Origin of the sequence: Aquipuribacter nitratireducens (assembly GCF_037860835.1) — a bacterium.
Taxonomy (GTDB): Bacteria; Actinomycetota; Actinomycetes; order Actinomycetales; family JBBAYJ01; genus Aquipuribacter; species Aquipuribacter nitratireducens.
The window spans coordinates 134,246-155,589 of sequence record NZ_JBBEOG010000005.1 but is presented as its reverse complement, the minus strand read 5'-3'; the positions used below and the strand labels follow the sequence as shown (position 1 = coordinate 155,589).

Sequence of the window (21,344 nt, the reverse complement as noted above, 5' to 3'; positions counted from 1 at the left end):
GGGCGATCCCGTCGGTGACGTGCAGGACCTGCCCGAGCGGGTGCACGTGCCAGTACGTGCGGGCGCCCGGGGTGCGGTGGGGGCCGCAGTGGCGGCGGGGGTGACAGGGGCGGCCGTCGCGCCCGCCGAGCGGGCGCGGTCGCCGCTCAGCGGCGCAGGGAGCGCACGAGCATGGTCGCCATCGTGCGGAGGTTCATGGCGCCGCCGTACACCGGCATGAGGCTGGCGTCCCCGTAGTCCTCGATCTGCGCGACGCCGAGGAGCCGGTCCATGTCCGCGGCGGAGATCTCGAAGTCGACGGCGGCGTTCTCGCGCATGTGGTCGGAATCGGTCGTCTTCGGCAGCGGCAGCAGACCGAGCTGCAGGCAGTAGCGGATGGACAGCTGAGGCACCGACACGCCGTACTGCTGCGCGATGCCGGCCACCTCGGTGTTCTTCAGGAGCTCGCCGTGCGCCACGGGCGAGTACGCCTGCACGAGCAGGCCCTCCGCCTGGCACCACGAGATGAGGTCGGCCGGGGTGTTCGAGATGTGCGCGAGCACCTGGTTGACCATCGGCCTGACCGTCGCCGAGCCGAGGATGTTCTCGACGTCGGGCCGCTCGACGTTGGACAGCCCGATCGCGCGGACCTTCCCGGCCGCGTAGGCCTCCTCCAGCGCCCGCCACACCTCGCGGTTCTCGTCGAGGGAGCGCTCCTCGCCGCGGAACCGCGTCCACGCCTGCGGGCTGGACGGGCGGCACGCATTACACGTCCTGATTGGCCGCAGACGATGCCTGCGAGGTTATGAACCGGCCACGGCGGCCAACGCGGCGCTGAGCCGCGCGGCGGCGTCATCGGCGACCGGCTGCAGCTCCGGTCGGTCCGGCAGGCTGACCATGACCTGGGGGTCGAGGGCCTGCACGAGAGTCTCGTCGCCGCTGCGGCGGATCAAAACGTTGCACGGCAGCAGCAAGCCGATCCCGCGCTCGACCTCCAGCGCCTGGTGTGCGAGTGCGGGGTTGCACGCCCCGAGGATCAGGTACTGCTCCATGTCCAGGTCCAGCTTGTTCTTCAGCGTGGCCTGCACGTCGATCTCGGTCAGGACCCCGAACCCCTGCTCCTGCAGGGCCTCCCGGGTGCGTGCCACTGCGTCGTCGAAGCTCAGGTCGGTGGTGACGGTGGTGCCGTAGTCCATGGTCGTCTCCTCGTCAGTCGTGCTCAGGCTCCTTCATCTTCGTGTCGTCACCGTCGCGCCTCCAGGCGCGTCGGGCGACTTCTCGCTCCGGGGGCGGGGGACGACGGCCAGGACGACCGTCACCACGGCCACGGCTGCAGCGAAGCGGACCCCCTGGCGACGGGTGAGGGGCGCCTCGCAGCGTCGTCGAGCTTCGCCGCCGTGCGCTCCACGTCACCCATCAAGCGCCTGGGTCCTCAGCCCGCGCCGCAGGTCGGTGTCCACGATCGTGCCGTGCCCGGCGCAAACCCCGCCCGTACGGCGGGAGAACGCTTGGGCTGCGGTCAGATGGTGAAGCGTTCCACGGTCGCGGTCAGGCCCGCGCTCAGTCGCGACAAGGACTTCGTGTGCGAGGCGCTCGTCTGCGCCTGCGCGCTCGACTGCTCCGCCGCGGTCGCGACGGCGCTGATGCCGGACCCGATCTCCGAGGAGCCGGCCGCGGCCTCCGACAGCGACCGGCCCATCTCCCCCGTCGTCGCGGTCTGCTCCTCGACGGCGGAGGCGATGGTGGTCTGGATGTCGTGGATGCGGCCGATGGTCGACTCGATCCGCTCGATCGCGGAGACGACGTCGGCGGAGTCGGACTGGATCGCGGTGACGCGCTTGGCGATGTCGTCGGTCGCCTTGCCGGTCTGGGTGGCGAGCTCCTTGACCTCGGTCGCGACGACGGCGAAGCCCTTGCCCGCCTCACCGGCCCGCGCGGCCTCGATCGTCGCGTTGAGGGCGAGCAGGTTGGTCTGCTCCGCGATCGACGTGATGACCCGGACGACCTCACCGATGAGCTGGCTCGACTCACCGAGCCGGGCGACGATCTGACCGGCCTCACCCGCGACGCTCACGGCGTCCCCGGCGACCGAGGCGGCCTCCTGAGCGTTCTGCGCGATCTCCCGGATGGACTGACCCATCTCCTCGACGCCCGCAGCGACGGTCTGCACGTTGCGGGTCACCTGCTCCGCGGCCGCGGCGACGACGTTCGCCTGCTGCGAGGACTCCTCGGCCGCGGCGGCGACCTCCGTGGAGACCCCGTCGAGGTCTCGGGCTGCCTCCTCGACCGACGCTGCGCCTGTTCGGACCTCTCCGAGGGAGCTGCGGAAGCTGGCGGCGACCGTGTCGACGGCAGTGGCGATCCTACCGACCTCGTCCGTGCGGCCGAGCTCAGCGCTCACCCGCAGGTCTCCGGTGGCGAGGGTCTCCAGCGACCGGACGGTCCGGGCGAGTGCGGGTCCGGTCGTGCGGTACAGCACGAGGGCTGCGGTCGCGGCGAGCAGCAGCCCGATCAGGGACGACACCCAGAGACTGAGCGTGGCCCGGTCGCCGGACGCCTTCGCCGTGGCGGTAGCGGCCTCCGACCGCTCGTCGACCGACGCCATGGCCGTCTCGATGACGCCGGAGAGGTCCTGCTCCGCCTCCTCCATGACCATGTACGCGGCGAACGACGCGTCGTCGTCGACGTTGGCGAGGTCGACGTAGTCGTCCGCGACCTGGCGGAAGGCGGCCAGTCCCTCGTCGAGGTCCGCGACGACGTCGTCTACCCCTGCCTCACCAGCGTCCGCGCCGATGCGCGCGAGTGTGTCGTCGGCGTCCTGCAGCGCCTGCTCGTAGTTGCGGGTCGCGCGCGCCGGCTCAGGGTCGAAGACGGCCTGGTAGGCCACGGCCTGCAGCTTGGAGCCGTTCTCGTTGAGCGCGCGCATCTCACCGGCAACGCGCGCGACGGCACGCTGTTCAGCGTTGGCGGCGGTCCGCTCGGCGTTGATGACGGTGTTGCTCACGATGATGACGGCGAAGGCGACGGCAGTGACACCGACCTGCACAGCCATCTTCGCGAGCAGCGGCCAGCTCGCGACGGACATGGTGCGTCGGCGCGGTGGGGAGGAAGAGAGGGGAGGAGTCACCGGGTATCTCCGTAGCGGGGTCAGGACCATCAAGGTGAAGGGAGCGTCTTCGGAGGGGACAGGGTCGGCCCTACAAGACGCTGGCCCTGCGGTTGATCGGCTGGTAGGCCGTGGACCTGAGCCGCCACGGGGCGTTGCCGCCGCATCCGCAAGGGATGGTCTCTCGAGGTTCCGCCCGCGATGGCTCGCGCTCGTCCGCGCGAACGAGTTGCGGGCAGCACCCGTCGGTGGCGCTCGAAAACCGAGCAGTAACGGCGCTCGGAACGTGAGCACTCCCTCAACGATCGGACTGTGATCACCATGGAGGACTGGGCGCTGATCCGGAGGCTCGCCGCGGAGGGTCTGCCGAAGGCCGCGATCGCCAGGCGGCTCGGAGTGGCGAGGAACACGGTGAGCAACGCCGTGGCCTCCGACGCCCCACCGAAGTACGAGAGGAAGCCGGCGCCGACGTCGTTCACGCCGTTCGAGGCGCGGGTCCGGCTGCTGCTGGCGGAGACCCCGGACATGCCCCCGACGGTGGTCGCGGAGCGCGTCGGGTGGACGGGATCGATTCGCTGGTTCCGTGACAACGTCAACCGCGTCCGGACCGACCACCGACCCATCGACCCCGCCGACCGGCTGAGCTGGGCCGCCGGTGACGTCGCGCAGTGCGACTGGGGGTACCCCCGCTTGCGGGGGAGGGTTCCCGCCGAAGAAGATCCTGCTCAGGACGGCTCACGGACGTTGCTGCCGGTGCTGGTGATGACGTGCGGGCACTCCCGCTTCACGCTCGGGCGGATGCTGCCGACCCGGAAGACACCGGACCTGCTGCTGGGCACGTGGCCGCTGCTGAAGCAGTTCGGACGGGTGCCGCGGCGGCTGATCTGGGACAACGAGCCCGGCATCGGCCGCGGTCGAGCGACGGAGCCGGTGGTCGTGTTCGCGGGCACCCTGGCGACGAAGCTGGTGCTGCTGCCGCCACGGGGCCCTGAGTCCAGTCCTCTTTCATGCCCGGGCGCAGCTTCACCTGCCCGTGTGGGCGGTCGCCTCCGCCTCCACGAGCGCCCGCAGCATCGGCTCTAACGCCGAGCGCATCAGGCTCGCGCCGTCACCGGCCTTCAACGCCTCGACGAGCTCGAGCAGGGCAGACTGGTCCAGCGCCATCGCGTGGTGTCCTTCTGTGAGTTTCCTTGGCGGGGTACTCACAGAGCCTCACGCTACGGTCCTCTCCGTCCGTCAACCACACGAATCAGGCTGGCCGGAGACCATGTCAGCGGACTCCGCGGAGCGGAAGACGACCGTCGGCGTTGATCAGCACGAGCGGCGTCACGAGGAATCTTTGATGCAAAAGGGACGCATCAGGACTAGTGCAATCAGCAACAATGCGCGATCCATCGTGTGACTACTCGAACTGACTCATGTTCTGCCCACTCTGTTGCGATCAGCGGGCGCACCTACGGCGAGGGAGCCGAGGGCGTCGTAGGAGGGGACTCCCCAGATGAGAACACGACTATGTGCGCGCCTGCGCACCGGCGGAGCAGCCGCCGGGCTCGCTGTGGCTATGGCGGCAGGATTGGCTCTTGTCGCATTGCCAGCCAACGCTGCCGAGTCCTCGGACTCCGAGGGCGGCTCGGACGAGCGTCACGCGCTGATCGACGGTCTGCCGGCGAGTGACGACCTCACGACAGACTCGCTCTCCACCGGGGTTGTGACCTCTCCGGAGGGCCGTCCCGTGCCGGGAGCCGCTGTCGTCGTCTTTGCGTGGCCGAGCGCCGAGGTGGAGTCCGCCACCGCAGTAGGAGAGACCATCTCCCTGGAGCCGGTCGCGCAGGACGTCACGGACGGTGCCGGTCGCTACGACGTCCGACTGGACTCGGTTCAGCGCCTGAACCGCTCGGCATCGAAGGGCGGCATCGTCAATTTCGAGGTGAGGGTCTTCAGCGAGGAGGGCCTCGCCTCCTACCACTTCCCGCGCATCGTCAAGAACCGCTCGGGAAAGGCTTCTCTGCACATGCTCGAGCAGGGCCGGGGCGGCGAGAACCTGCCTGCCGTCGCGGAGGAGCTCGAGCTGCAGACTGACGAAAGTGCTCTCGCGCCGCGCGACGGCACGGTCGACACGGCTGTCGACAAGCACGACTGCTCAGCGTCCGGTGGCACGAAGGTGGTCGGGTACGGGCAGCGGTGGGTCACGGTAGGCGCCACACATAGTGCCACCACCGGTGTCTCGCACGACTTCGTGTACACCGAGGGCGCCAACTCGAGCCTCGGAGTCGGTGTTTCCGCCTCCGGCAAGTACGGCAGCTTCAGCTCCAAGGGCACGATAGGTCGCGGATCCACCGCCGAGATCGCCTTCGCTGCTGGAGGCAACAACATCGGCCGCAGCTACCGGACCACGTACGACTACAACCAGTGGAAGGTGACCTGTGGCAGCTACTTCTACGGCACGCAGCACAGTGAGTACCAGGTTCGTGCGGGGACGTTCGGGGCAGGACGCGACATCGTCTCCGTGACCATCCCGTCGACGTCCTCCAGCTACTGCGCGCCGCAACGCGTGACGGGAACCGTCACGGTCGCGAGCAGCTCGGCGATCACCTGGTCCAACGGGGCGAAGCTCGGCAGCAACATCGGCATGGACCTGTCGGCGCAGACCGGCTACACCTCGAACGCGAAGGTGACATTCACCTTCAACTCGGTTCCCAGGCGACTGTGCGGTACCCACGGCCTGCCTGGCGGCACGCCACGCCAACTCGTCGCGCGGAACGCATGACCAATCCAACCGTCGTCGTCGGCCAGTGGGTTCGCCCGCTGGCCGGCGCGGCCGTGGGGGCACTGGGCCTCCTCGCTGCCCTGGCCCTCGGTGGGTGTGCCGGGCAGGAGGAGTCGGAGTCAGGCGGGGGGACGGTTGCAGGGTCGTTGCGCACAGGAGCCGACGAGACCGACTGGTGCCTCGAGATCGCTGTCGGGTCCGACGTCACGTTCTCGGCCACAGTGCTGCAGAACACCGGGGAGGACGACCTCGTGCTGACCGGGGTGGAGCTCGTGGACCCAGCCGGACTCGAGCTCCTCGACGGCGTCGTCGTACCCGGGTCGGACCGCGGTGGCATAGGGAACCTGCCCGGCTGGCCGCCTGCGGACAGCGTGTTGGCGGCGGACGGCTTGCTGGACTCCTGGGAGCAGAGGATGTCAGCGGACGACGCGCTCCTTCGAAGGGCGGGCGACAGTCCGGAGCACGTCCTCGTCCTGGGTCTGCGGCGGACGGCAGACGACGGCCCTGCGTCGTTCGGCTCCCTCGTCATGCGGTACTCCCAGGACGGCGAGGAGTACCGGACGTCGGTCCCGACCTCGTTGAGGCTCGCCGACACGTGTTGAATCGGCGGTTGCCACGTCTCGCCGCGGCGGTTGCGGTGGTCCTGGCGAGCTGGTTGATCGGGGGGTGCGTGGACCGGAGCGACCTGGTCCCTACCGGTTCCCACACAGAGTCGGAGCCCCCAGGCGCCCAGGCCGCCCTGATCCCGAGTGGGTCGCTGAGGTCTGCCGCGGTCCTGGTGAACGCCTCGGCACCCGCCGACGACCTGCTCGCGTCCGCCTTCTGCTCGGGCGTGCTGGTGGCCGAGCGGGCGCTCGCCACCGCCCGCCACTGCCTGGACGGTCGCACCGCCGAGAGCGTTCACGTGGTCGTGGGTGCCGACAACATCTGCTCCGACGCACCTGTCGTCGGACGGCGACTTGGTGTCGTCGACATCGTCGGGTACCCCGGTGGCGCTTCCTACGATGTCGCAGTGCTCCACTTGGACAGCCCCGTGTCGGTCCGACCCGTCGAGGTGGGGGATGCTCGCGTCGGTGATGAGCTCATCGCCGTGGGGTGGGGCCGCTCCGGCCTCGGCGGACCCCGGGACTGCTCCCGGAGCAGCATCCCGCTGCAGGTGGTGCCCGTGACCGAGTGCCGGCCCGCGGCTGACGCTTCAAATCGGCCGGTGGATACCCTGCGGCACCTGTGCACACGACCGATGCCCGAGGCCCGTCGCAACACGTGCTCGGGAGACTCTGGAGGTCCGTTGCTGCGGCCGGGCGCAGACGGCGTGCCCGTCGTGGTGGCCCTCACGGCATGGGGGCCCGGGTGCGAAACGGACGACGTCGGCGTCGCGATGTCGCTCGCGTCCGAGCTGGCGTGGCTGCGGAGTGCGGCCACGGGCTCAGCGGCCCCGGCGACCGCAGGTCCGAGGGCGTCGACAAACCGGTGACGACCGGGTGTGCAGTATCGCTGACGACCAGGGCGCTTCACGAGGTCGACGAGCCGTCGTCCTCGTTGCCGTCACCACGGTTTCGTCACATGGGTGGGCACGCGGGCAGGTGAGGCAACCTCTCGGCAGCCCTGCGGCTTGAGCAGGTGACGGGCCGCCTGAGTCCCAGGAGCGGGGGACGGCCGGATGGCGTCGAGCAGGCGGTGAGGGGGGTAGTGGGCGCCTTCCGGCGATTATCCGCCGTGAACGACGCGTCAGTGATACGAGAAGGGTCGGCGGGTGATGCAGGACCGAGACGCCGCGCCACCGCCGTGGGTGCTACTGGCGTGGGACGTGTCCGATCCGGTGCGCCTGGCCGGGGGTCAGGGGCTGAGTTACACGGCCGGAGGTCTCGTGCTCAAGCCAGCCGGCGACCCGGCGTTGGCAGGCTGGCTCGCCGAGGTGCTCGACACGGTGCGCGCGGAGGACGTCCGGATCATCCGACCGGTGCGGTCACGGTCCGGGAGCTGGGTCGTCGACGGCTGGTCGGCGTGGCAGTGGCTGGACGGTGAGCACCGCTCGGACGCCTGGCAGGAGGTCCTCGAGGTGTCTGCCCGCTTCCACCGGGCCGTCGCCGGCGTCTCCTGGTCGCCGGCGCTCGTGGCGTCGCACCGGTGGGCGGTCGCCGATCGGGTCGCCTGGGGTGAAGTCGGCGGCGAGCTCCCGGAGTCCGTCATGCCGCTCCTTTCCCTTCGGCGCCCGGTGGACCTGCCCTGCCAGCTCATCCACGGTGACCTCGGCGGCAACGTCCTCTTCCGCGACGGCCTACCGCCCGCCGTCATCGACGTGAGCCCGTACTGGCGCCCGGCCGGTTACGCCGACGCGATCATCGTGGCCGATGCTGTCGCCTGGTCCGGGGCGGGCCCTGACCTCGTCGAGCACCTCCTGCGCCAGCAAGGGGAGCAGCTCCTGCTCAGGGCCGTCCTGTTCCGGGTGGCCACCGACCCCCACTTCGCGCCCGCCTACGAGAGCCTCGCACCCCTGATCACGACGTGAGCGGCAGCGGCCAGCAGCGGTCCAGCCGTCTAGGGGAATGCTCACCGCTCAGCGGGGAGCCGGTACACCGAGACGTGGGACGGGGACTCGGCGGTGAACGGTGCACCGCTCCAGTCGGCGTGACGGGACTCCAGCTCGAAGCCGGCGAGCTGGGCCATGAGGTCGAGCTCGGCGGGCCAGACGTAGCGGTGGGGACTGCGGAACAGCCGCCCGTCACGCCCGTCGCCATCCGCGGGACCGTAGGTGACGTGGTGGGAGACGACGTGCTGGTGGAGCACGTCGTAGGTGTCGATGAGCAGGTAGCCGGGCTCGACCGTCCCGACCGTCGCTCCCCGCCCGGGTGGGAGTGCGCGCAGCTCGGGCACCCACAGCTCGATGACGAACCTGCCGCCGGCATCGAGGTGGCGGGCGGCGTTGCGGAAGCACGCGACCTGCTCGGCCTGCGTCAGCAGGTTGGAGATGGTGTTGAACACCAGGTACAGGAGGGTGAACGTCCCCGGCGCGCGAGCGGTGGCCATGTCGCCGACGACGACGGGGATGGTCTGCTCGTCGACCTTGGTGCGCAGCTGCTCGAGCATCGGGCGGGACAGCTCGATCCCGGTGACGGGGACGCCCGCTTCGGCGAGCGGGACGGCGACGCGTCCGGTGCCGATGGCGAACTCCAGAGCGCGTCCGCCTGCGGCGAGCTCGGTGAGGCGAGCGACGGTCGGCTTCAGCACCGCATCGGCGAACATGCCGGTGCCGGGGGTGTCGTAGGACTGTGCCGCCTCGGTGTCCCACAGGTCGTCCTGGCGCACACGCGGAACTCTGCCGAGGGCCTCGCCGCTCGTCCACCGGTTAACGACGCCCATGCGAGACACCGGGGGACGCAGGGCTCCCAGGGTGAGCGTCGGTGGTCAGCTGTCGTCGACCACCAGTTCGGCCTCGTAGCCGTCGCTTGTCGCTGAGGTAGGCGGCGTAGTGCTGGGGTCCCCGGCGTGTGGGTGCCTGTCGGGGAACAGCAGTGTCCCGCCGTGGGCCGGGGCGGCGAGGACGAGGCCGTCCACCTGCTCGCGGGTGCCACCCGCTGCAGCTGCCCGCGGGTGTCGTAGTTCTAGTGGATGGTCTCCGCCGGCATCCCCGGCACCGCGGGCAGGGTGCGGGAGTCGATGTTCCCGAGGGCGTCGTAGGTCACCGACTGCTTGTACGTACCGGCCAGGGCGGCGGGCAGCCGCCCGCTGGTCCCGGCGTTCACCGTGAGACTGGTCAGGGTCGGCCGGGCGAGGTCGTCGAAGACCTCCACCTTCTCGGTGCACATGGCGCCGCCTTCCACGCGCGTCGCGGGAACCGGTCAGTACCGTCCGCGGTCGACCTACCCGATCTACGCCTGCTGCTTGGCGCCGTAGCGCTGGCGGGCGGCCTCACCGGAGGTGCCGAGCATCGCGCCGATGCTGGCCCAGGAGCAGCCGTCTGCCCGGGCGTCGGCCACCGCCGCGGCGATGGACCGTTCGGCTTCGGCTCGGGCCATCGCCGCGTCGCGCAGCGCCTTGTAGGTCTGCGGGTCCCGCTCGTCGGCGGCGGTGGGCTCGTAGGTCTCGAAGCGTCGAGCGAGCTCGTCGGCGTGGTCGAGGATGTCTTGCACGGTGCGCGGCATGGTCATCACCTCAGGAACTTCTCTCGTGCCCTCATAGCGTGGACGATGACGGGAGCAAGCGCCCCGTCGATGACGCCGAGCTCGTAGACGATCGCGGCGCGGTTGGCGCCGATCACCATCGTGAAGCCGTCGTCGAGGTCGAAGACGCGGATCGGGTGCTCGTAGGCGCAGCATGTCCTCCTCGCTGACGCCGTGCTTGCGGGCACTGTCGGCGATGATCGGCCGAACACCCACGTCACAAAGTAACTTGCCGCCCCCGGGAGTGTCCAGAACGAGGATGACGTCGACGGCGTCGCGCCGGACCGACTCCGACTCGGTGCGTCGGCCCCCGTCTCGCGCACCCGCGAGGGGCACTCGCGCCGTCCCTGAAGGGACCCTCGAGCACCGCGCAGGTGCCACCTTCTCGGCGGTTCCTCTCGGGCACAGGTCAGGCACACCGGGGGCACGTATGGGGCACACGCTCTTGATCAAGCCCCCCGTGAAGCCCGCCCTCGCGGGGTAAACAGGCTCTTCCGACTTGAGGTGGGGCGGCCGGGACACGCGGGCGTGAGCTGAGGCGGGGGAAGGGTCGAGGCCTTCCAAGATCGGCGGTAACCACACACACCGTCGGAAGGCCTCGACATGTCGAAGGCTACGGCGTGCGATGACGCGCGCTCTGGCTCCTGTCCGTGCTCGTCGCTGGAGTCCTCGTTCGCCGGCTACTGCGACCGCTGCGACCTGCTCCTTGGCTTGGACGGCGTGCACGTCATCGCCGTCGAGAGTCGCGGTGACGGCAGCCTGCGGGTCGTCGTGGAGACACCGGCGGCGCCGATGGGCTGCCGGCAGTGCGGCGTCGTCGCCCGCGCCCGCGGTCGCCGCGACGTCGCTCTGGTCGACGTCCCCAGCGCCGGGCGTGCGGTGCAGCTGGTGTGGCGCAAGCGGACCTGGCGGTGCCTGGAGCCGGCGTGCCCGACCGGGTCCTTTACCGAGATCCACGACGACATCGCCCGGCCCCGGGCGCTGCTGTCGACCCGGGCGGCGTGGTGGTCGATCGCCCAGCTGCGCCGGGAGCACGCCTCGATCCAGGGCCTCGCTCGGCAGCTCGGCACGACCTGGACGACGGTGTGGCGGGCTGTCGAGCCGCTGCTGGAGGCGATGGCCGCCGACCCGGCCCGCTTCGAGGACGTGACCGCACTTGGCGTCGACGAGCACATCTGGCACCACGTCTCCACCAAGCCCGTTGAGGACGGCGGGCGAGGGCCGAAGGAGCTCACCGGGATGGTGGATCTGTCCCGTGACCAGCATGGACGTGTCCGCGCCCGCCTCCTCGACCTGGTGCCCGGCCGCTCCGGTCGCGCCTACGGCGACTGGTTGAAGGAGCGCGGGGAGGCCTTCACCAGCGGGGTCGAGGTCGCCACCCTGGACCCGTTCCACGGCTACAAGAACGCCATCGACGACGAGCTCGAGGACGCCACCGCCGTCCTGGACGCATTCCACGTCATAAAGCTCGGCACCGCCGTCGTCGACGAGGTACGCCGACGCGTGCAGCAGGACATCCTCGGGCACCGAGGTCACCGCGACGACCCGCTGTACCGGATCCGCAACATCCTCCGCGCCGGCGCCGAGAAGCTCACCGACCGGCAGTGGGCGCGGCTGTCCACCGCCCTCGACGCCCGCGTCGAGCACGAGGAGGTCGGCCTCGCGTGGGGCGTCGCGCAACGGCTCCGACTGGCCTACCGCCACCCCCGCCCGGCCGAGGGCCGCAAGATCGCAGAACAGTTCATCACGTCGCTGCCATCGTGTCCTGTTCCCGAGCTCGCCCGCCTCGGCCGCACCCTCCGCAAGTGGCGCGAGGCGCTGCTCGCGTACTTCGACACCGACCGCTCCAGCAACGGCGGCACCGAAGCCATCAACGGCCTCATCGAACTGCACCGCCGCATCGCCCGCGGCTTCCGCAACCTCAAGAACTACCGCCTGCGGATGCTCCTGATCGGCGGCGGACTCACCGACCCCCGACTGCCGTGACCCACCTCAAGTCGGAAGAGCCGGTAAACATGCTGGTCAACGGTCCGTTCACGGCGTCGGCGACGGTGCGTCACACCGTCGACAGGATGTGTGACGCTGCGGCCATGCGACCCGACGCCCGTCGGCATGTTCGCGCTGGTCAGAGCCATGATCGGCAACGCGGAGGGCGTGGGATTCGAACCCACGAAACGGGGATGGGTACCCGTTCAACGGTTTTCAAGAACGTCTGCTGTACGGCCCCTGACCTGCAGGTTCGTGGGTCGTCTGCCGCCCGGGGGCACGGGACGGGCACAGCCACTTTGGTGACGGCCGACGCTGGCCGGTGACCGCCGTGTACGGACGGGCGCGTAGAGGCCTGCCTCGTCGGTGAGACCCCTCAGGTACGCGACAGCCGGTTCGAGCTTCACGGATGCTCCCAACCGAGTGAAGAGCCCTCGTGGGGATCGCGGACACGACCCGTACACCCCGAACGCGGAGGTTCCGCCGCGGCACTTCGCGGGTCGTGCCGCTGAGGTCGAGGACCTCCGGGTGCTGCTGCAGCGCCTCGCGGCGGGCTACACCGAGCAGTCGGTGGTGGTCACGGGGCTGCGGGGTCGCAGTTCAACGGCCGGCGCGCCTTAACAATCACCGATATGGCCGCCTCGCCCTGTGAAGGGGCGTTGCACCGTGACCCCGGAGTGGAGTCCACGACAGTGGTGTACGAGGCCAGAGCGGTGAGCGTGCCTACGTGAACGAAGGCGGCCACCGCGTGATCCTTCGAGTGATCTCTCACAACCGACTCGAAGAGGAATCCCGCGATGACCGCTCCGTCCAGTATCGACCCTGCCCGCTTCCTCGAGGAGCACCTGCAGCAAGCCAGTCCCGATCTGCTCCGTCAGATGCTCACCACCTTCGTCAACACACTCCTGTCCGCCGACGCCGACTCGGTGTGCGGCGCCGAGTACGGCGCCCGCAGCGAGGACCGCGTGAACCGCCGTAACGGCTACCGGCACCGGGAGTGGGACACCCGCGCCGGCACGATCGACGTCGCGATCCCGAAGCTGCGGCGGGAGACGTACTTCCCGGACTGGCTGCTGGAGCGACGCCGCCGCGCTGAACGAGCTCTCACCTCGGTCGTGGCGACGTGCTACCTCCTCGGCGTCAGCACGCGCCGGATGGAGAAGCTCGTCGAGGCCCTCGGCATCACCCGCCTGTCCAAGAGCCAAGTCAGCGTCATGGCGGCGGAGCTGGACGAGCAGGTCGCGGCCTTCCGCACCCGGCCGCTGGACGCCGGCCCGTACACGTTCGTCGCCGCGGACGCGCTGGTGATGAAGGTCCGCGAGGGCGGACGAGTCGTCAACGTCCACGCCCTGCTCGCCACGGGCGTGAACGCCGACGGGCACCGGGAGATCCTCGGCCTGCAGGTCACCAGCGCCGAGGACGGCGCCGGCTGGTTGGGGTTCTTCCGCGACCTGGTCGCCCGCGGCCTGAACGGCGTCCAGCTCGTCACCTCCGACGCCCACGCCGGCCTCGTCGCGGCCATCGGCGCGACCATGCCTGGCGCTGCCTGGCAGCGGTGCCGGACCCACTACGCGGCGAACCTGATGGCTGCGACACCGAAGAGCTCGTGGGGGTGGGTGAAGGCGCTGCTGCACTCCGTCTACGACCAGCCCGACGCCGCCAGCGTGAACGCGCAGTTCGACCGGGTCCTCGACACCGTCCACGACAAGCTGCCGCGGGTCGCGGAGCACCTGGAAGCCGCGCGCGCCGACGTCCTCGCCTTCACCGCGTTCCCCAAGGAGATCTGGCGGCAGATCTGGTCCAACAACCCCCAGGAGCGGCTCAACCGGGAGATCCGCCGCCGCACCGACGTCGTCGGGATCTTCCTGTGTGTTCCTGTTGGCCCCTGGCGGCCCCGGCGACAGCCGACTGCCAGGCTCAACGAGGTGCCGAGGATGACCCGGAATCTTTCCGTCGACCCGCGCCACGGGTCTGACCCCGTTAGGGCCAGTCTCCTCGGCACCTCACGGGTGGCTGCGTGACCTGATAGCGGCGTGATGGACCGGACGACAGGAGTGTCCACAGCCACCCGGCCTCGACCCTACGGCCGGAAGGAAAACCCCATGACATCCCTTGTGATCGGGATCGACCCGCACAGTCGTGTCCACGTGGCGGCAGCCGTCGATGAGCTCGGTCGGTGCCTGGCACGACACGAAGTAGGAGCCGCACCGAAACAGCTCGCACGCCTCGTCGAGTGGGTGGCCAGCATGGGCGCCGCGAAGGTCGCCCTCGAAGGCAGCAAGGGCTACGGGCTCCCACTTGCCCGGCTGCTCCTCGCCGCCGGCCACACCGTCGTGGACGTCTCCTCCAACTTGACCGCGGAGGAACGGAAGCGTTCGCGTCGACGCGGTAAGGACGACGAGGGAGACGCGGTCGCCATCGCCCGGGTCGCCCTGCGAGAGCCGGACCTTCCGGTGATGGACGAGGCCCACCTGGACGCCGATCTGAAGCTGCTGGTCGACGCCCGCGACCAGCTGGTGCAGGAAGAGGCCCGCCTCCGCAACCGGCTGCACGCACTGCTACTCGTCATGTCACCGGGCTACCAGCAGATCACCGGGCCGCTGAACAGCAGGCCCGCCTTCGCCCGCGCACGCAGCCTGACCCTGCGCGCCCGCAGGAGCGACCCCACGCGAGCCAGGCTGGCACTGGCCCACCTACGACGCCTCAACGCACTACGTGACGAGCAAGCCGACCTGGAGCGCGACATCAACGCCGAACTCGAACGCCGGCGCCCGACACGACTGCTGGCCATCCCCGGCGTCGGCCCGCTAGTTGCCGCCAAGCTCCTCGGCGAGGCGCGCGACGTCCGGCACTACGCCTCTGCCGCGGCCTTCGCGGCCCACGCCGGCGTCGCCCCGGTGCCTGCCTCGAGCGGCAACACCCAGCGACACAGGCTCGCCCGCGGCGGCAACCGTCAACTCAACCGCGCCCTCTTCACCATCGCCATGGTCCAGGCCCGCTGGCACCCCCCAGCTCGCGAGTTCCTCGCCAGGAAGCGAACAGAAGGCAAGACCGCCGCCGAGGCTCGCCGCTGCCTCAAGAGACACCTCGCCAACGTCGTCTACCGAGCCATGACCGCCGACCTCCACCAGCCCGACGATCAAGGACTGGCCCCGGCCGCTTGACGATAGCGGCGCCCCGACCGCGTCTCCCTGATTCGCCTCGTCGGGGCGGTCCTGGCCGAGCAGCACGACGAGTGGACCGAGGGCCGCCGCTACCTCGGCCTGGACGTCCTCGCCCGCTCCCGCATGACCCTCGTCACCGAGCCCGACGCAACCCCCGACGCCACGACGTCGACCGGCTCACCCGCCATCACCGTCGGCAAGGAGGTGACCGCCGCCTGACGACACGCCCGACGAAGGATCGACTTCGTACACCACCGCCGTGGACTTGACCGACCCCGGGCAGGGCCGAGCGATGAGTCAACTTCACCATGAGCGCGTTCGAACGGCCGACCCGAGCCGCCGCCCGCCGCGACTCAGCAGCCAGCCCACTCGCGGGGAAGCGCCGCGGCCGAGCGAGCGAGCCGCTGCGCCTCCTGCGCGGAGACTGACCGGGCCGTCCAGTTCACTGCCACGGCGATGCCCAGGAGGAGGTCGGCACGTTGGGCTCGGGAGCCAGGAGTGATCTCACCCAGCCGCTCGGCCCGCCCCAACGCCGCCACGAACCCGTCACGAAGGTGGCTCCGGTAGCGCTCGACCCGCTGCGCCATGCCCTCCAGCCTGGCCGGGGCCTCGGCCGAGAGGTTGACCACCAGGCAACCGCTGGATCCCGGTGGCGACTCCTTCAAGGACGCCAGCACGTCGAAGAACCGCTCGAGGTCCGCCACCCCCTCCTCGCCGCTGGCCATCGGGGCCACCAGCCACGCGTCCATCCGCTCCTGGTACCGGTCCACCGCCGCGAGGCACAGCCGGTCCTTGGGGCCGAAGGTGTTGAGCAGGCTCGACCGCGCCAGGCCGGTCGAGGCTTCCAGCAGGGACGTGGTCGCGCCGGCGTAGCCGTGCGTCCAGAAGGCGTCCACCACCGCATCAAGCGCAGCGTCGCGTTCGAAGCCCAACGGCCTGCCAACACTCGGTGCCATGCGGCTCCTCCTTTCTGTTGCGAGCGTATCAGTTCGTGCTACGGTTCCCGCGTTCTGTAACGAGCAGAACAGAAGGAGGCCCGTCATGAGCTCCATCGTCCGCACCATCCCCGTGACCGTCCCAGCCGAGGCTGCGTGGCTCCGACTGGCCGACGTCGGCGCGGTCAACCGCCTGCTGACGTTCCTCGGCGACGTCACCGTCGACGGCGACACCCGCACCTGCGCCCTTGGGGACCTCGGCACGCTCCGGGAAATCATCCTGAGCGTCGACGAGGAGAACCGACGCGTCGCGTACACGATCGTCGAGGCGCCCCTGCCCTTCACGCACCACTCGGCGGCCTTCCACCTGCAGGCCGACGGTGCCGGCGGCACCGTCCTGTCCTGGACGACCGACTTCCTGCCCGCTGAGCTGCGCCCCCAGGTGGAGGCGTTGGTGGATCAGGGCGTGCAGTCCCTGACCGAGGCGCTGGGACGAGCATGACCGTCAAGGAGCGGATCATCGCCGCCAACACGACCCGTAACGTGGGGCGCACCGACCGGGCCGTTCGAGCACTGCTGCCGTTCGTCGTTCTCCTCCTGTGGTGGGCTGAGGTTCTGCCGACGTGGGCGGCGCTGCCACTCGGCCTGTTCACGCTCATGCTGTTCCCCACCGCTTTCACCGCGGCCTGCAGCATCTACTACGCCCTCGGGTGGTCGACCTGCCCCGTGCGCCCCGACCGTCAGGACCGGGCCGCGTGACATCCTCGGCGCCGGTCGCGCAAGCAGGCCCGCCAGGTGTGAGACGGCCCGGACGGATGACGGAATGCCCGGCGGCGGGCAGCGGGTTCCCGAGGAGCCCGGCCGCGTCCGGCCGGAAGATGGGAGAGGGCAGCCATGGGTACGTTCGACATCGCCGTGATCGGTCTGGGCCCGGGCGGGGAGCACGTCGCCGGCACGCTGGCCGAGCGTGGCCTGCGGGTGCTGGGGATCGAGGACCGCCTGGTCGGAGGGGAGTGCCCGTACTGGGGCTGCGTGCCCTCGAAGATGATGATCCGGGCCGCCAACGCCCTGGCAGAGGCCCGTCGTGTCGACGGCCTGGCCGGCTCGATCGGCGCAGTCCGGCCGAACTGGGCGCCCGTCGCCGACCGGATCCGAGCCGACGCCACGGACAGCTGGGACGACGCGGTCGCCGTCGACCGGTTCGTCGGCAAGGGCGGCACGTTCGTGCGCGGCACCGGCCGGATAACAGGTCCGGGTCGCGTGGAGGTCGACGGGCTCGAGCACACCCTCGAGCGCGGCGTCGTCGTCGCGACCGGGACCCGTCCGGCTGTCCCACCGGTCGACGGCCTCGCTGACGTGCCGTACTGGACGAACCACGAGGCGATCGAGGTCGAGGAGCTGCCCGCCTCCCTCGTCGTGCTGGGCGGGGGCGCCGTGGGCTGTGAGCTGGCTCAGGTGTTCGCTCGCTTCGGCGTCGACGTCAGCATCGTCGAGGCCGGCGACCGGCTCCTGCCCCAGGAGGAGCCGCGAGCAGGCGACCTGCTCGCCGACGTCTTCCGCGCGGAGGGCATCACCGTCCGGACCGGCCGGTCCGCGCGCCGGGTCGACGTCGATCCCGCCGCCGGCCCCGACGGTCGCGACGGCGTGGCGGTCGAGTTGTCGTCGTCGGAGACGGTGCGGGGCGAGAAGCTCCTCGTGGCTACGGGCCGGACGGTCGACGTCGCCGCGACCGGGCTGGAGTCCGTCGGCGTCGCGGCGGGCGCACTGACCGTCCCCGTCGACGAGCGCTGCCGGGTCACCGACGGCGTGTGGGCGGTCGGCGACGTGACGGGCGAGGGTGCCTTCACCCATGTGGCGATGTACCAGGCCGGCATCGTGATCAGGGACGTGCTCGGCGAGGACGGTCCTGCCGCGGACTACCGCGCCCTTCCGCGGGTCACCTTCACCGATCCCGAGGTCGCTTCGGTCGGGCTGAGCGAGCGAGCCGCCAGGGCGTCCCTGACGCGGGTGCGGGTCGGCACGGCGCAGGTGCCCTCGACCGCGCGGGGCTGGATCCACAAGGCCGGGAACGAGGGGTTCGTCACCGTCGTCGAGGACGCCGACCGCGGGGTCCTGGTGGGAGCCACAGCCGTCGGTCCGAGCGGCGGGGAGGTGCTCGGGGCCCTGGCGGTGGCGGTCCACGCGCAGGTGCCGGTGCCCACGCTCAGGTCGATGATGTACGCCTACCCCACCTTCCACCGAGGCATCGAGGACGCGCTGCGCGATCTTGCGTGACCGCCGTGCACCACGGCGGCCTGTCGCGGTGTGTGTGCCCGGGCACAGAAGCCTCACCGGTCCCGGCGCGAGCATGCCGTCGTGCGCGCTTCCGCTGTCGAGTCCGCCTTCGACCGCTACGTGGTCCCCGAGCTGCCCGTCCTCTACCGGGTCGCACGGGGCCTGACGACGCAGCCGGCGGACGCGGAGGACCTCGTGCAGGACACCCTGCTGCGGGCGTTCCGGGCCCTCGACTCCTTCGACGGCCGCCACCCGAGAGCGTGGCTGCTCACCATCCTGCGCCGGGCGCACCTGAACCGGCTGCGTCGACGGCTGCCGCGCCTGATGGACTCTGCCGACGCCCTCGACGGGACGGCCCGCGACGACCCGCGGGCGCCGACCAGCTGCTCCAGCGAGGAGGTCGTGCTGCGCCACCGGATCATCGGGGAGCTCGAGGCCGCGGTGCGGGCGCTGTCGCCCCCTCACCGTCGGGTCGTGCTGCTCGTCGACGTCGCGGGGCTCGGCTACGCCGAGGCAGCCCGGGTCCTCGGCGTACCCGAGGGAACGGTGATGAGCCGGCTGTACCGGGCGCGCCGCCGGCTCCGCACCCAGCTGGCGACGGCCCCTCCTCACGTCAGCGCGAGGGATGCGGCATGACGTTGACCACCTGGCGGCAACGGGAGGCTCGGGAGAGGACGAACCGATTCGCGGCAAGGCTCTGGAGCAGCGGGGCCGCGTCGGACCACGACCCCGGCTCCCCGAGCATGGGTGCATGACCCCGACGGACCTGCTGGCGCTGAGCACCGGTATCCCCAGCCCGGCACAGGGCACGTGGGACCTGTGGGTGCTCCCGGTGCGGGCGTACGCCTTGCTCGTCATCACGGGGATCGTGGTCGGGGGCTACGTGGGCGAGCGTCGCTGGACCGCCCGTGGCGGGCGGCCGGGGACGGTGGTCGACGTGCTGACGTGGGCGGTCCCCGCCGGGCTCGTCGGTGCACGGCTCTACCACGTGGTGTCCCGCTGGCAGGACTACGTCGGGCCGGGGCAGGACCCCTGGGACGTGCTCCGGGTGTGGGAGGGCGGGCTCGCCATCTTCGGCGGCCTGATCGGCGGAGCGCTCGGCGCGTGGTTCGGGGCCCGCCGCCACGGTGTCCGGCTGCCGGCATTCGCCGACGCGCTGGCCCCGGGGCTGGCCGTCGGCCAGGCCATCGGACGCTGGGGCAACTGGTTCAACCAGGAGCTGTTCGGCACGCCGACGTCGCTGCCGTGGGGACTGCGCATCGACCCGGAGAACCGGCCCGAGCAGTTCGCGGACGCCGAGACGTTCCACCCCACTTTCCTGTACGAGTCTCTGTGGAACCTAGGGGTCGCCGGGGTGGTCGTCTGGGCGGACCGCCGGTTCCGGCTGGGCCACGGCCGGGCCTTCGCGTTGTACCTGGCGCTGTACGCCTTCGGACGGTTCTGGCTGGAGATGCTGCGCACCGACGTCGCCAACGTCGTGCTCGGGCTGCGCGTCAACCAGCTGACCGCGCTGGTGGTCGTGCTGGCGGCGAGCGCCTACGTCATCATCAGTGCGCGGCTGCGCCCCGGGCGCGAGGACGTCGTCCAGGACCTACCCGGGCCCGCCGTTCAGGAGGGCCGCGTGACGAGTCCCTGACTGGCAAGAAGAGCGCGGCCGTGGCCGGGACTCCGGCAGGGCCGCGGTCGGTGTCACGGCACCAGGAGGGTGTCCGGCCAGAAGGACTGCCACGAGAACCAGAAGGTGTCGGTGCTGGCCAGCCGCTGCAGCTGGCGCCCGGCCTCAGCTCCGGCGACGGCGCGACCCTGCACGTCCCACGTCGAGCCGGTGACGTCGTCCACGAACTGCCCGGGGGCCGCTCCCGGCCGCAGCGTCAGCGTCCTTCCGTCGAGCGTGGCGGCGAACGCGCCCGTCGTGCCGACGTCGGCCCCGTCGGCGATCTCCGGGGTGTCCAGCGCCGAGGCCTGCCCGGGTGCCCCGAGGACGAGGACCGGCTCGCCGGACACCTGCAGCTCCACGACGCCGCGCGCCAGCAGCTCGTCGGTGACCACGGCCACCGGGTCCGAGGGGTCCCCCAGCCCGACCACACGGGCCATCGCCGGCAGTCGCGGGTCGACCTCGCCGCGGAACAGGAACGGTGACGCCTCGACGTCGTCGTAGCCCTGGTAGGGGTTGCGGCCGTAGTCGCGCAAGGCCCCGGTGTCCCTCGACAGCACCAGGGCGTCGGGGAACGCGTCCCGGAACTGCTCCCAGGGCAGCAGCGCGACGGGCAGCCGGTCGAGCTCGGTCCCGGTGAGCACTCCCGCGACGGCACGGCCCTCCGCCTGCGGCCACAGCGACTCCGTCTGCCGGTCGTACATCAGGAGGTTGGACAGGTACAGCCGTCCCGACGTGCCGAAGCCGAGCACCTTCTCGCCTACTGTCCGCTCGAAGGCCAGTGCGGTGTTGCACAGCGGGCAGTACGTAACCACGACCGGCCGCCCGGCCACGACGTCGTTGACGACCTCGTGCCAGGTGAGGACCTGCACGGGGTAGGCGCGGGTGTCACCGTCCACACTCAGCACGACCACCGGCTCGTCGTCGGCGAGGAAGTCGACCTCGGCGACGGCCAGGAACCGCGGCTCGTCGATCGGAGGGATGCCGTCCGGGGGCGGGCCGCCGGACATCACGGCGGCAGGGTCTACGAGCGGGGACGGGAGCGCCGCGTCGGTCATGTCGTCCAGCGCGGACGGCACGTCCTCGCGCGGGCTCTCCTCCACCACGGCGTCCACCGGGCGCTCCGCCGAGCCGCCGCCCGGGGCGGGGCCGGCTGGAGCGGCCTCCTGGACCCCGGCGCCTGCGCCGGGGGCGGACCGCGACCCGGGCCCCAGGCCGAGCCCGATGGTCACGACGACCGCTGCGACCGCGACGACCAGCACCGCGATGGGCCCCACCCGACGGGGGCGGGGGCGCATTCGGTCGGGGTGCGGATCCGC

Annotated in this window: 21 protein-coding genes, 1 tRNA gene and 2 pseudogenes; 14 read left to right on the top strand and 10 right to left on the bottom strand. The window is 71.0% G+C overall.

Annotated elements, in window-relative coordinates; genetic code table 11:
* Positions 1 to 146 precede the first annotated feature (146 nt).
* From WAB14_RS11385 to WAB14_RS11375, 3 genes are all read right to left on the bottom strand, one after another.
* Positions 147 to 668 carry an aldo/keto reductase gene (locus WAB14_RS11385; protein WP_340269877.1) on the bottom strand — a complete coding sequence of 174 codons (522 nt, stop codon included), beginning with the start codon at positions 666 to 668 and terminating at the stop codon, positions 147 to 149.
* Between the two features lie 114 nt (positions 669 to 782).
* Entirely contained in the window at positions 783 to 1,175 is a 393-nt protein-coding gene (locus tag WAB14_RS11380; protein WP_340269876.1) for a DUF302 domain-containing protein, read from the bottom strand.
* 323 nt (positions 1,176 to 1,498) lie between these two features.
* Positions 1,499 to 3,064 (bottom strand): methyl-accepting chemotaxis protein, encoded by a 1,566-nt coding sequence (locus tag WAB14_RS11375; protein ID WP_340269874.1) that lies wholly within the window; start codon positions 3,062 to 3,064, stop codon positions 1,499 to 1,501.
* 342 nt (positions 3,065 to 3,406) lie between these two features.
* Here WAB14_RS11375 and WAB14_RS11370 point away from each other — a divergent pair, with 342 nt between their 5' ends.
* From WAB14_RS11370 to WAB14_RS11355, 5 genes are all read left to right on the top strand, one after another.
* The gene (locus tag WAB14_RS11370) at positions 3,407 to 4,168 is read left to right on the top strand and encodes a helix-turn-helix domain-containing protein (protein WP_340270114.1); all 762 of its coding nucleotides are present in this window, start codon (positions 3,407 to 3,409) and stop codon (positions 4,166 to 4,168) included.
* Between the two features lie 415 nt (positions 4,169 to 4,583).
* On the top strand, positions 4,584 to 5,852 hold the full coding sequence (locus tag WAB14_RS11365; RefSeq protein ID WP_340269872.1) for a hypothetical protein: 1,269 nt from the start codon (positions 4,584 to 4,586) through the stop codon (positions 5,850 to 5,852).
* Entirely contained in the window at positions 5,849 to 6,454 is a 606-nt protein-coding gene (locus tag WAB14_RS11360; RefSeq protein ID WP_340269871.1) for a hypothetical protein, read from the top strand. The genes WAB14_RS11365 and WAB14_RS11360 overlap by 4 nt, the downstream gene beginning before the upstream one ends.
* Complete coding sequence (locus WAB14_RS18250; RefSeq protein ID WP_422665462.1) at positions 6,448 to 7,326, top strand: S1 family peptidase; 879 nt, start codon at positions 6,448 to 6,450, stop codon at positions 7,324 to 7,326. Before WAB14_RS11360 ends, WAB14_RS18250 begins: the two co-directional genes overlap by 7 nt.
* A 393-nt stretch (positions 7,327 to 7,719) precedes the next feature.
* The gene (locus WAB14_RS11355) at positions 7,720 to 8,361 is read left to right on the top strand and encodes a phosphotransferase (protein ID WP_340269869.1); all 642 of its coding nucleotides are present in this window, start codon (positions 7,720 to 7,722) and stop codon (positions 8,359 to 8,361) included.
* Positions 8,362 to 8,402: 41 nt separating this feature from the next.
* On the opposite strand, the gene WAB14_RS11350 is transcribed toward WAB14_RS11355, so the two are convergent.
* The 4 genes from WAB14_RS11350 to WAB14_RS11335 form a co-directional block, all read right to left on the bottom strand.
* On the bottom strand, positions 8,403 to 9,158 hold the full coding sequence (locus tag WAB14_RS11350) for a class I SAM-dependent methyltransferase (protein WP_340269867.1): 756 nt from the start codon (positions 9,156 to 9,158) through the stop codon (positions 8,403 to 8,405).
* Positions 9,159 to 9,454: 296 nt separating this feature from the next.
* A complete protein-coding gene (locus WAB14_RS11345) occupies positions 9,455 to 9,658 on the bottom strand; it encodes a hypothetical protein (RefSeq protein WP_340269866.1) in 204 nt (67 codons plus the stop codon).
* A 63-nt stretch (positions 9,659 to 9,721) separates the two neighbouring features.
* Entirely contained in the window at positions 9,722 to 9,994 is a 273-nt protein-coding gene (locus WAB14_RS11340) for a hypothetical protein (protein ID WP_340269865.1), read from the bottom strand.
* 5 nt (positions 9,995 to 9,999) lie between these two features.
* Positions 10,000 to 10,200, bottom strand: a complete 201-nt coding sequence (locus WAB14_RS11335) for a hypothetical protein (RefSeq protein ID WP_340269863.1) — start codon at positions 10,198 to 10,200, stop codon at positions 10,000 to 10,002.
* Between the two features lie 415 nt (positions 10,201 to 10,615).
* Here WAB14_RS11335 and WAB14_RS11330 point away from each other — a divergent pair, with 415 nt between their 5' ends.
* On the top strand, positions 10,616 to 11,998 hold the full coding sequence (locus WAB14_RS11330) for an ISL3 family transposase (RefSeq protein ID WP_422665461.1): 1,383 nt from the start codon (positions 10,616 to 10,618) through the stop codon (positions 11,996 to 11,998).
* A gap of 163 nt (positions 11,999 to 12,161) precedes the next feature.
* Here the strand turns inward: WAB14_RS11330 and WAB14_RS11325 are convergent.
* Positions 12,162 to 12,245 (bottom strand) — tRNA-Ser (locus tag WAB14_RS11325).
* Between the two features lie 550 nt (positions 12,246 to 12,795).
* Here WAB14_RS11325 and WAB14_RS11320 point away from each other — a divergent pair.
* The 3 genes and pseudogenes from WAB14_RS11320 to WAB14_RS11310 all read left to right on the top strand — a co-directional run.
* Positions 12,796 to 13,863, top strand: a pseudogene (locus WAB14_RS11320) (IS256 family transposase); the annotation flags it as partial.
* A gap of 171 nt (positions 13,864 to 14,034) precedes the next feature.
* Positions 14,035 to 15,162 (top strand): IS110 family RNA-guided transposase, encoded by a 1,128-nt coding sequence (locus WAB14_RS11315; RefSeq protein WP_340270112.1) that lies wholly within the window; start codon positions 14,035 to 14,037, stop codon positions 15,160 to 15,162.
* Positions 15,163 to 15,174: 12 nt separating this feature from the next.
* Positions 15,175 to 15,381 (top strand): annotated as a pseudogene (locus WAB14_RS11310) (hypothetical protein); the annotation flags it as partial.
* A 134-nt stretch (positions 15,382 to 15,515) separates the two neighbouring features.
* Here WAB14_RS11310 and WAB14_RS11305 read toward each other — a convergent pair.
* Positions 15,516 to 16,118, bottom strand: coding sequence for a TetR/AcrR family transcriptional regulator (locus WAB14_RS11305; RefSeq protein ID WP_340269859.1), 603 nt, complete (start codon positions 16,116 to 16,118; stop codon positions 15,516 to 15,518).
* Between the two features lie 85 nt (positions 16,119 to 16,203).
* Between WAB14_RS11305 and WAB14_RS11300 the strand changes: the two genes are divergently transcribed.
* From WAB14_RS11300 to lgt, 5 genes are all read left to right on the top strand, one after another.
* The gene (locus WAB14_RS11300) at positions 16,204 to 16,599 is read left to right on the top strand and encodes an SRPBCC family protein (RefSeq protein ID WP_340269857.1); all 396 of its coding nucleotides are present in this window, start codon (positions 16,204 to 16,206) and stop codon (positions 16,597 to 16,599) included.
* The gene (locus WAB14_RS11295) at positions 16,596 to 16,856 is read left to right on the top strand and encodes a YgaP family membrane protein (RefSeq protein WP_340269855.1); all 261 of its coding nucleotides are present in this window, start codon (positions 16,596 to 16,598) and stop codon (positions 16,854 to 16,856) included. Before WAB14_RS11300 ends, WAB14_RS11295 begins: the two co-directional genes overlap by 4 nt.
* A gap of 135 nt (positions 16,857 to 16,991) precedes the next feature.
* On the top strand, positions 16,992 to 18,371 hold the full coding sequence (locus WAB14_RS11290) for a dihydrolipoyl dehydrogenase family protein (protein WP_340269853.1): 1,380 nt from the start codon (positions 16,992 to 16,994) through the stop codon (positions 18,369 to 18,371).
* An 81-nt stretch (positions 18,372 to 18,452) separates the two neighbouring features.
* Positions 18,453 to 19,007: an RNA polymerase sigma factor gene (locus WAB14_RS11285; RefSeq protein WP_340269852.1), complete on the top strand. Its 555-nt coding sequence runs from the start codon at positions 18,453 to 18,455 to the stop codon at positions 19,005 to 19,007.
* Between the two features lie 115 nt (positions 19,008 to 19,122).
* Complete coding sequence (gene lgt, locus WAB14_RS11280) at positions 19,123 to 20,007, top strand: prolipoprotein diacylglyceryl transferase (RefSeq protein WP_340269850.1); 885 nt, start codon at positions 19,123 to 19,125, stop codon at positions 20,005 to 20,007.
* Between the two features lie 53 nt (positions 20,008 to 20,060).
* Here lgt and WAB14_RS11275 read toward each other — a convergent pair whose 3' ends face one another.
* Positions 20,061 to 21,323 carry a DUF3179 domain-containing protein gene (locus WAB14_RS11275; protein ID WP_340269849.1) on the bottom strand — a complete coding sequence of 421 codons (1,263 nt, stop codon included), beginning with the start codon at positions 21,321 to 21,323 and terminating at the stop codon, positions 20,061 to 20,063.
* Positions 21,324 to 21,344 lie beyond the last annotated feature (21 nt).

Excerpts from the sequence above, each read along its gene's own strand:
- WAB14_RS11380 (WP_340269876.1), bottom strand. The coding sequence starts at position 1,175 with ATGGACTACGGCACCACCGTCACCACCGACCTGAGCTTCGACGACGCA.
- WAB14_RS11375 (WP_340269874.1), bottom strand. The coding sequence starts at position 3,064 with ATGTCCGTCGCGAGCTGGCCGCTGCTCGCGAAGATGGCTGTGCAGGTC.
- WAB14_RS11370 (WP_340270114.1), top strand. The coding sequence starts at position 3,407 with ATGGAGGACTGGGCGCTGATCCGGAGGCTCGCCGCGGAGGGTCTGCCG.
- WAB14_RS11365 (WP_340269872.1), top strand. The coding sequence starts at position 4,584 with ATGAGAACACGACTATGTGCGCGCCTGCGCACCGGCGGAGCAGCCGCC.
- WAB14_RS11360 (WP_340269871.1), top strand. The coding sequence starts at position 5,849 with ATGACCAATCCAACCGTCGTCGTCGGCCAGTGGGTTCGCCCGCTGGCC.
- WAB14_RS11345 (WP_340269866.1), bottom strand. The coding sequence starts at position 9,658 with ATGTGCACCGAGAAGGTGGAGGTCTTCGACGACCTCGCCCGGCCGACC.
- WAB14_RS11340 (WP_340269865.1), bottom strand. The coding sequence starts at position 9,994 with ATGCCGCGCACCGTGCAAGACATCCTCGACCACGCCGACGAGCTCGCT.
- WAB14_RS11330 (WP_422665461.1), top strand. The coding sequence starts at position 10,616 with ATGTCGAAGGCTACGGCGTGCGATGACGCGCGCTCTGGCTCCTGTCCG.
- WAB14_RS11315 (WP_340270112.1), top strand. The coding sequence starts at position 14,035 with ATGGACCGGACGACAGGAGTGTCCACAGCCACCCGGCCTCGACCCTAC.
- WAB14_RS11305 (WP_340269859.1), bottom strand. The coding sequence starts at position 16,118 with ATGGCACCGAGTGTTGGCAGGCCGTTGGGCTTCGAACGCGACGCTGCG.
- WAB14_RS11300 (WP_340269857.1), top strand. The coding sequence starts at position 16,204 with ATGAGCTCCATCGTCCGCACCATCCCCGTGACCGTCCCAGCCGAGGCT.
- WAB14_RS11295 (WP_340269855.1), top strand. The coding sequence starts at position 16,596 with ATGACCGTCAAGGAGCGGATCATCGCCGCCAACACGACCCGTAACGTG.
- WAB14_RS11290 (WP_340269853.1), top strand. The coding sequence starts at position 16,992 with ATGGGTACGTTCGACATCGCCGTGATCGGTCTGGGCCCGGGCGGGGAG.
- lgt (WP_340269850.1), top strand. The coding sequence starts at position 19,123 with ATGACCCCGACGGACCTGCTGGCGCTGAGCACCGGTATCCCCAGCCCG.
- WAB14_RS11275 (WP_340269849.1), bottom strand. The coding sequence starts at position 21,323 with ATGCGCCCCCGCCCCCGTCGGGTGGGGCCCATCGCGGTGCTGGTCGTC.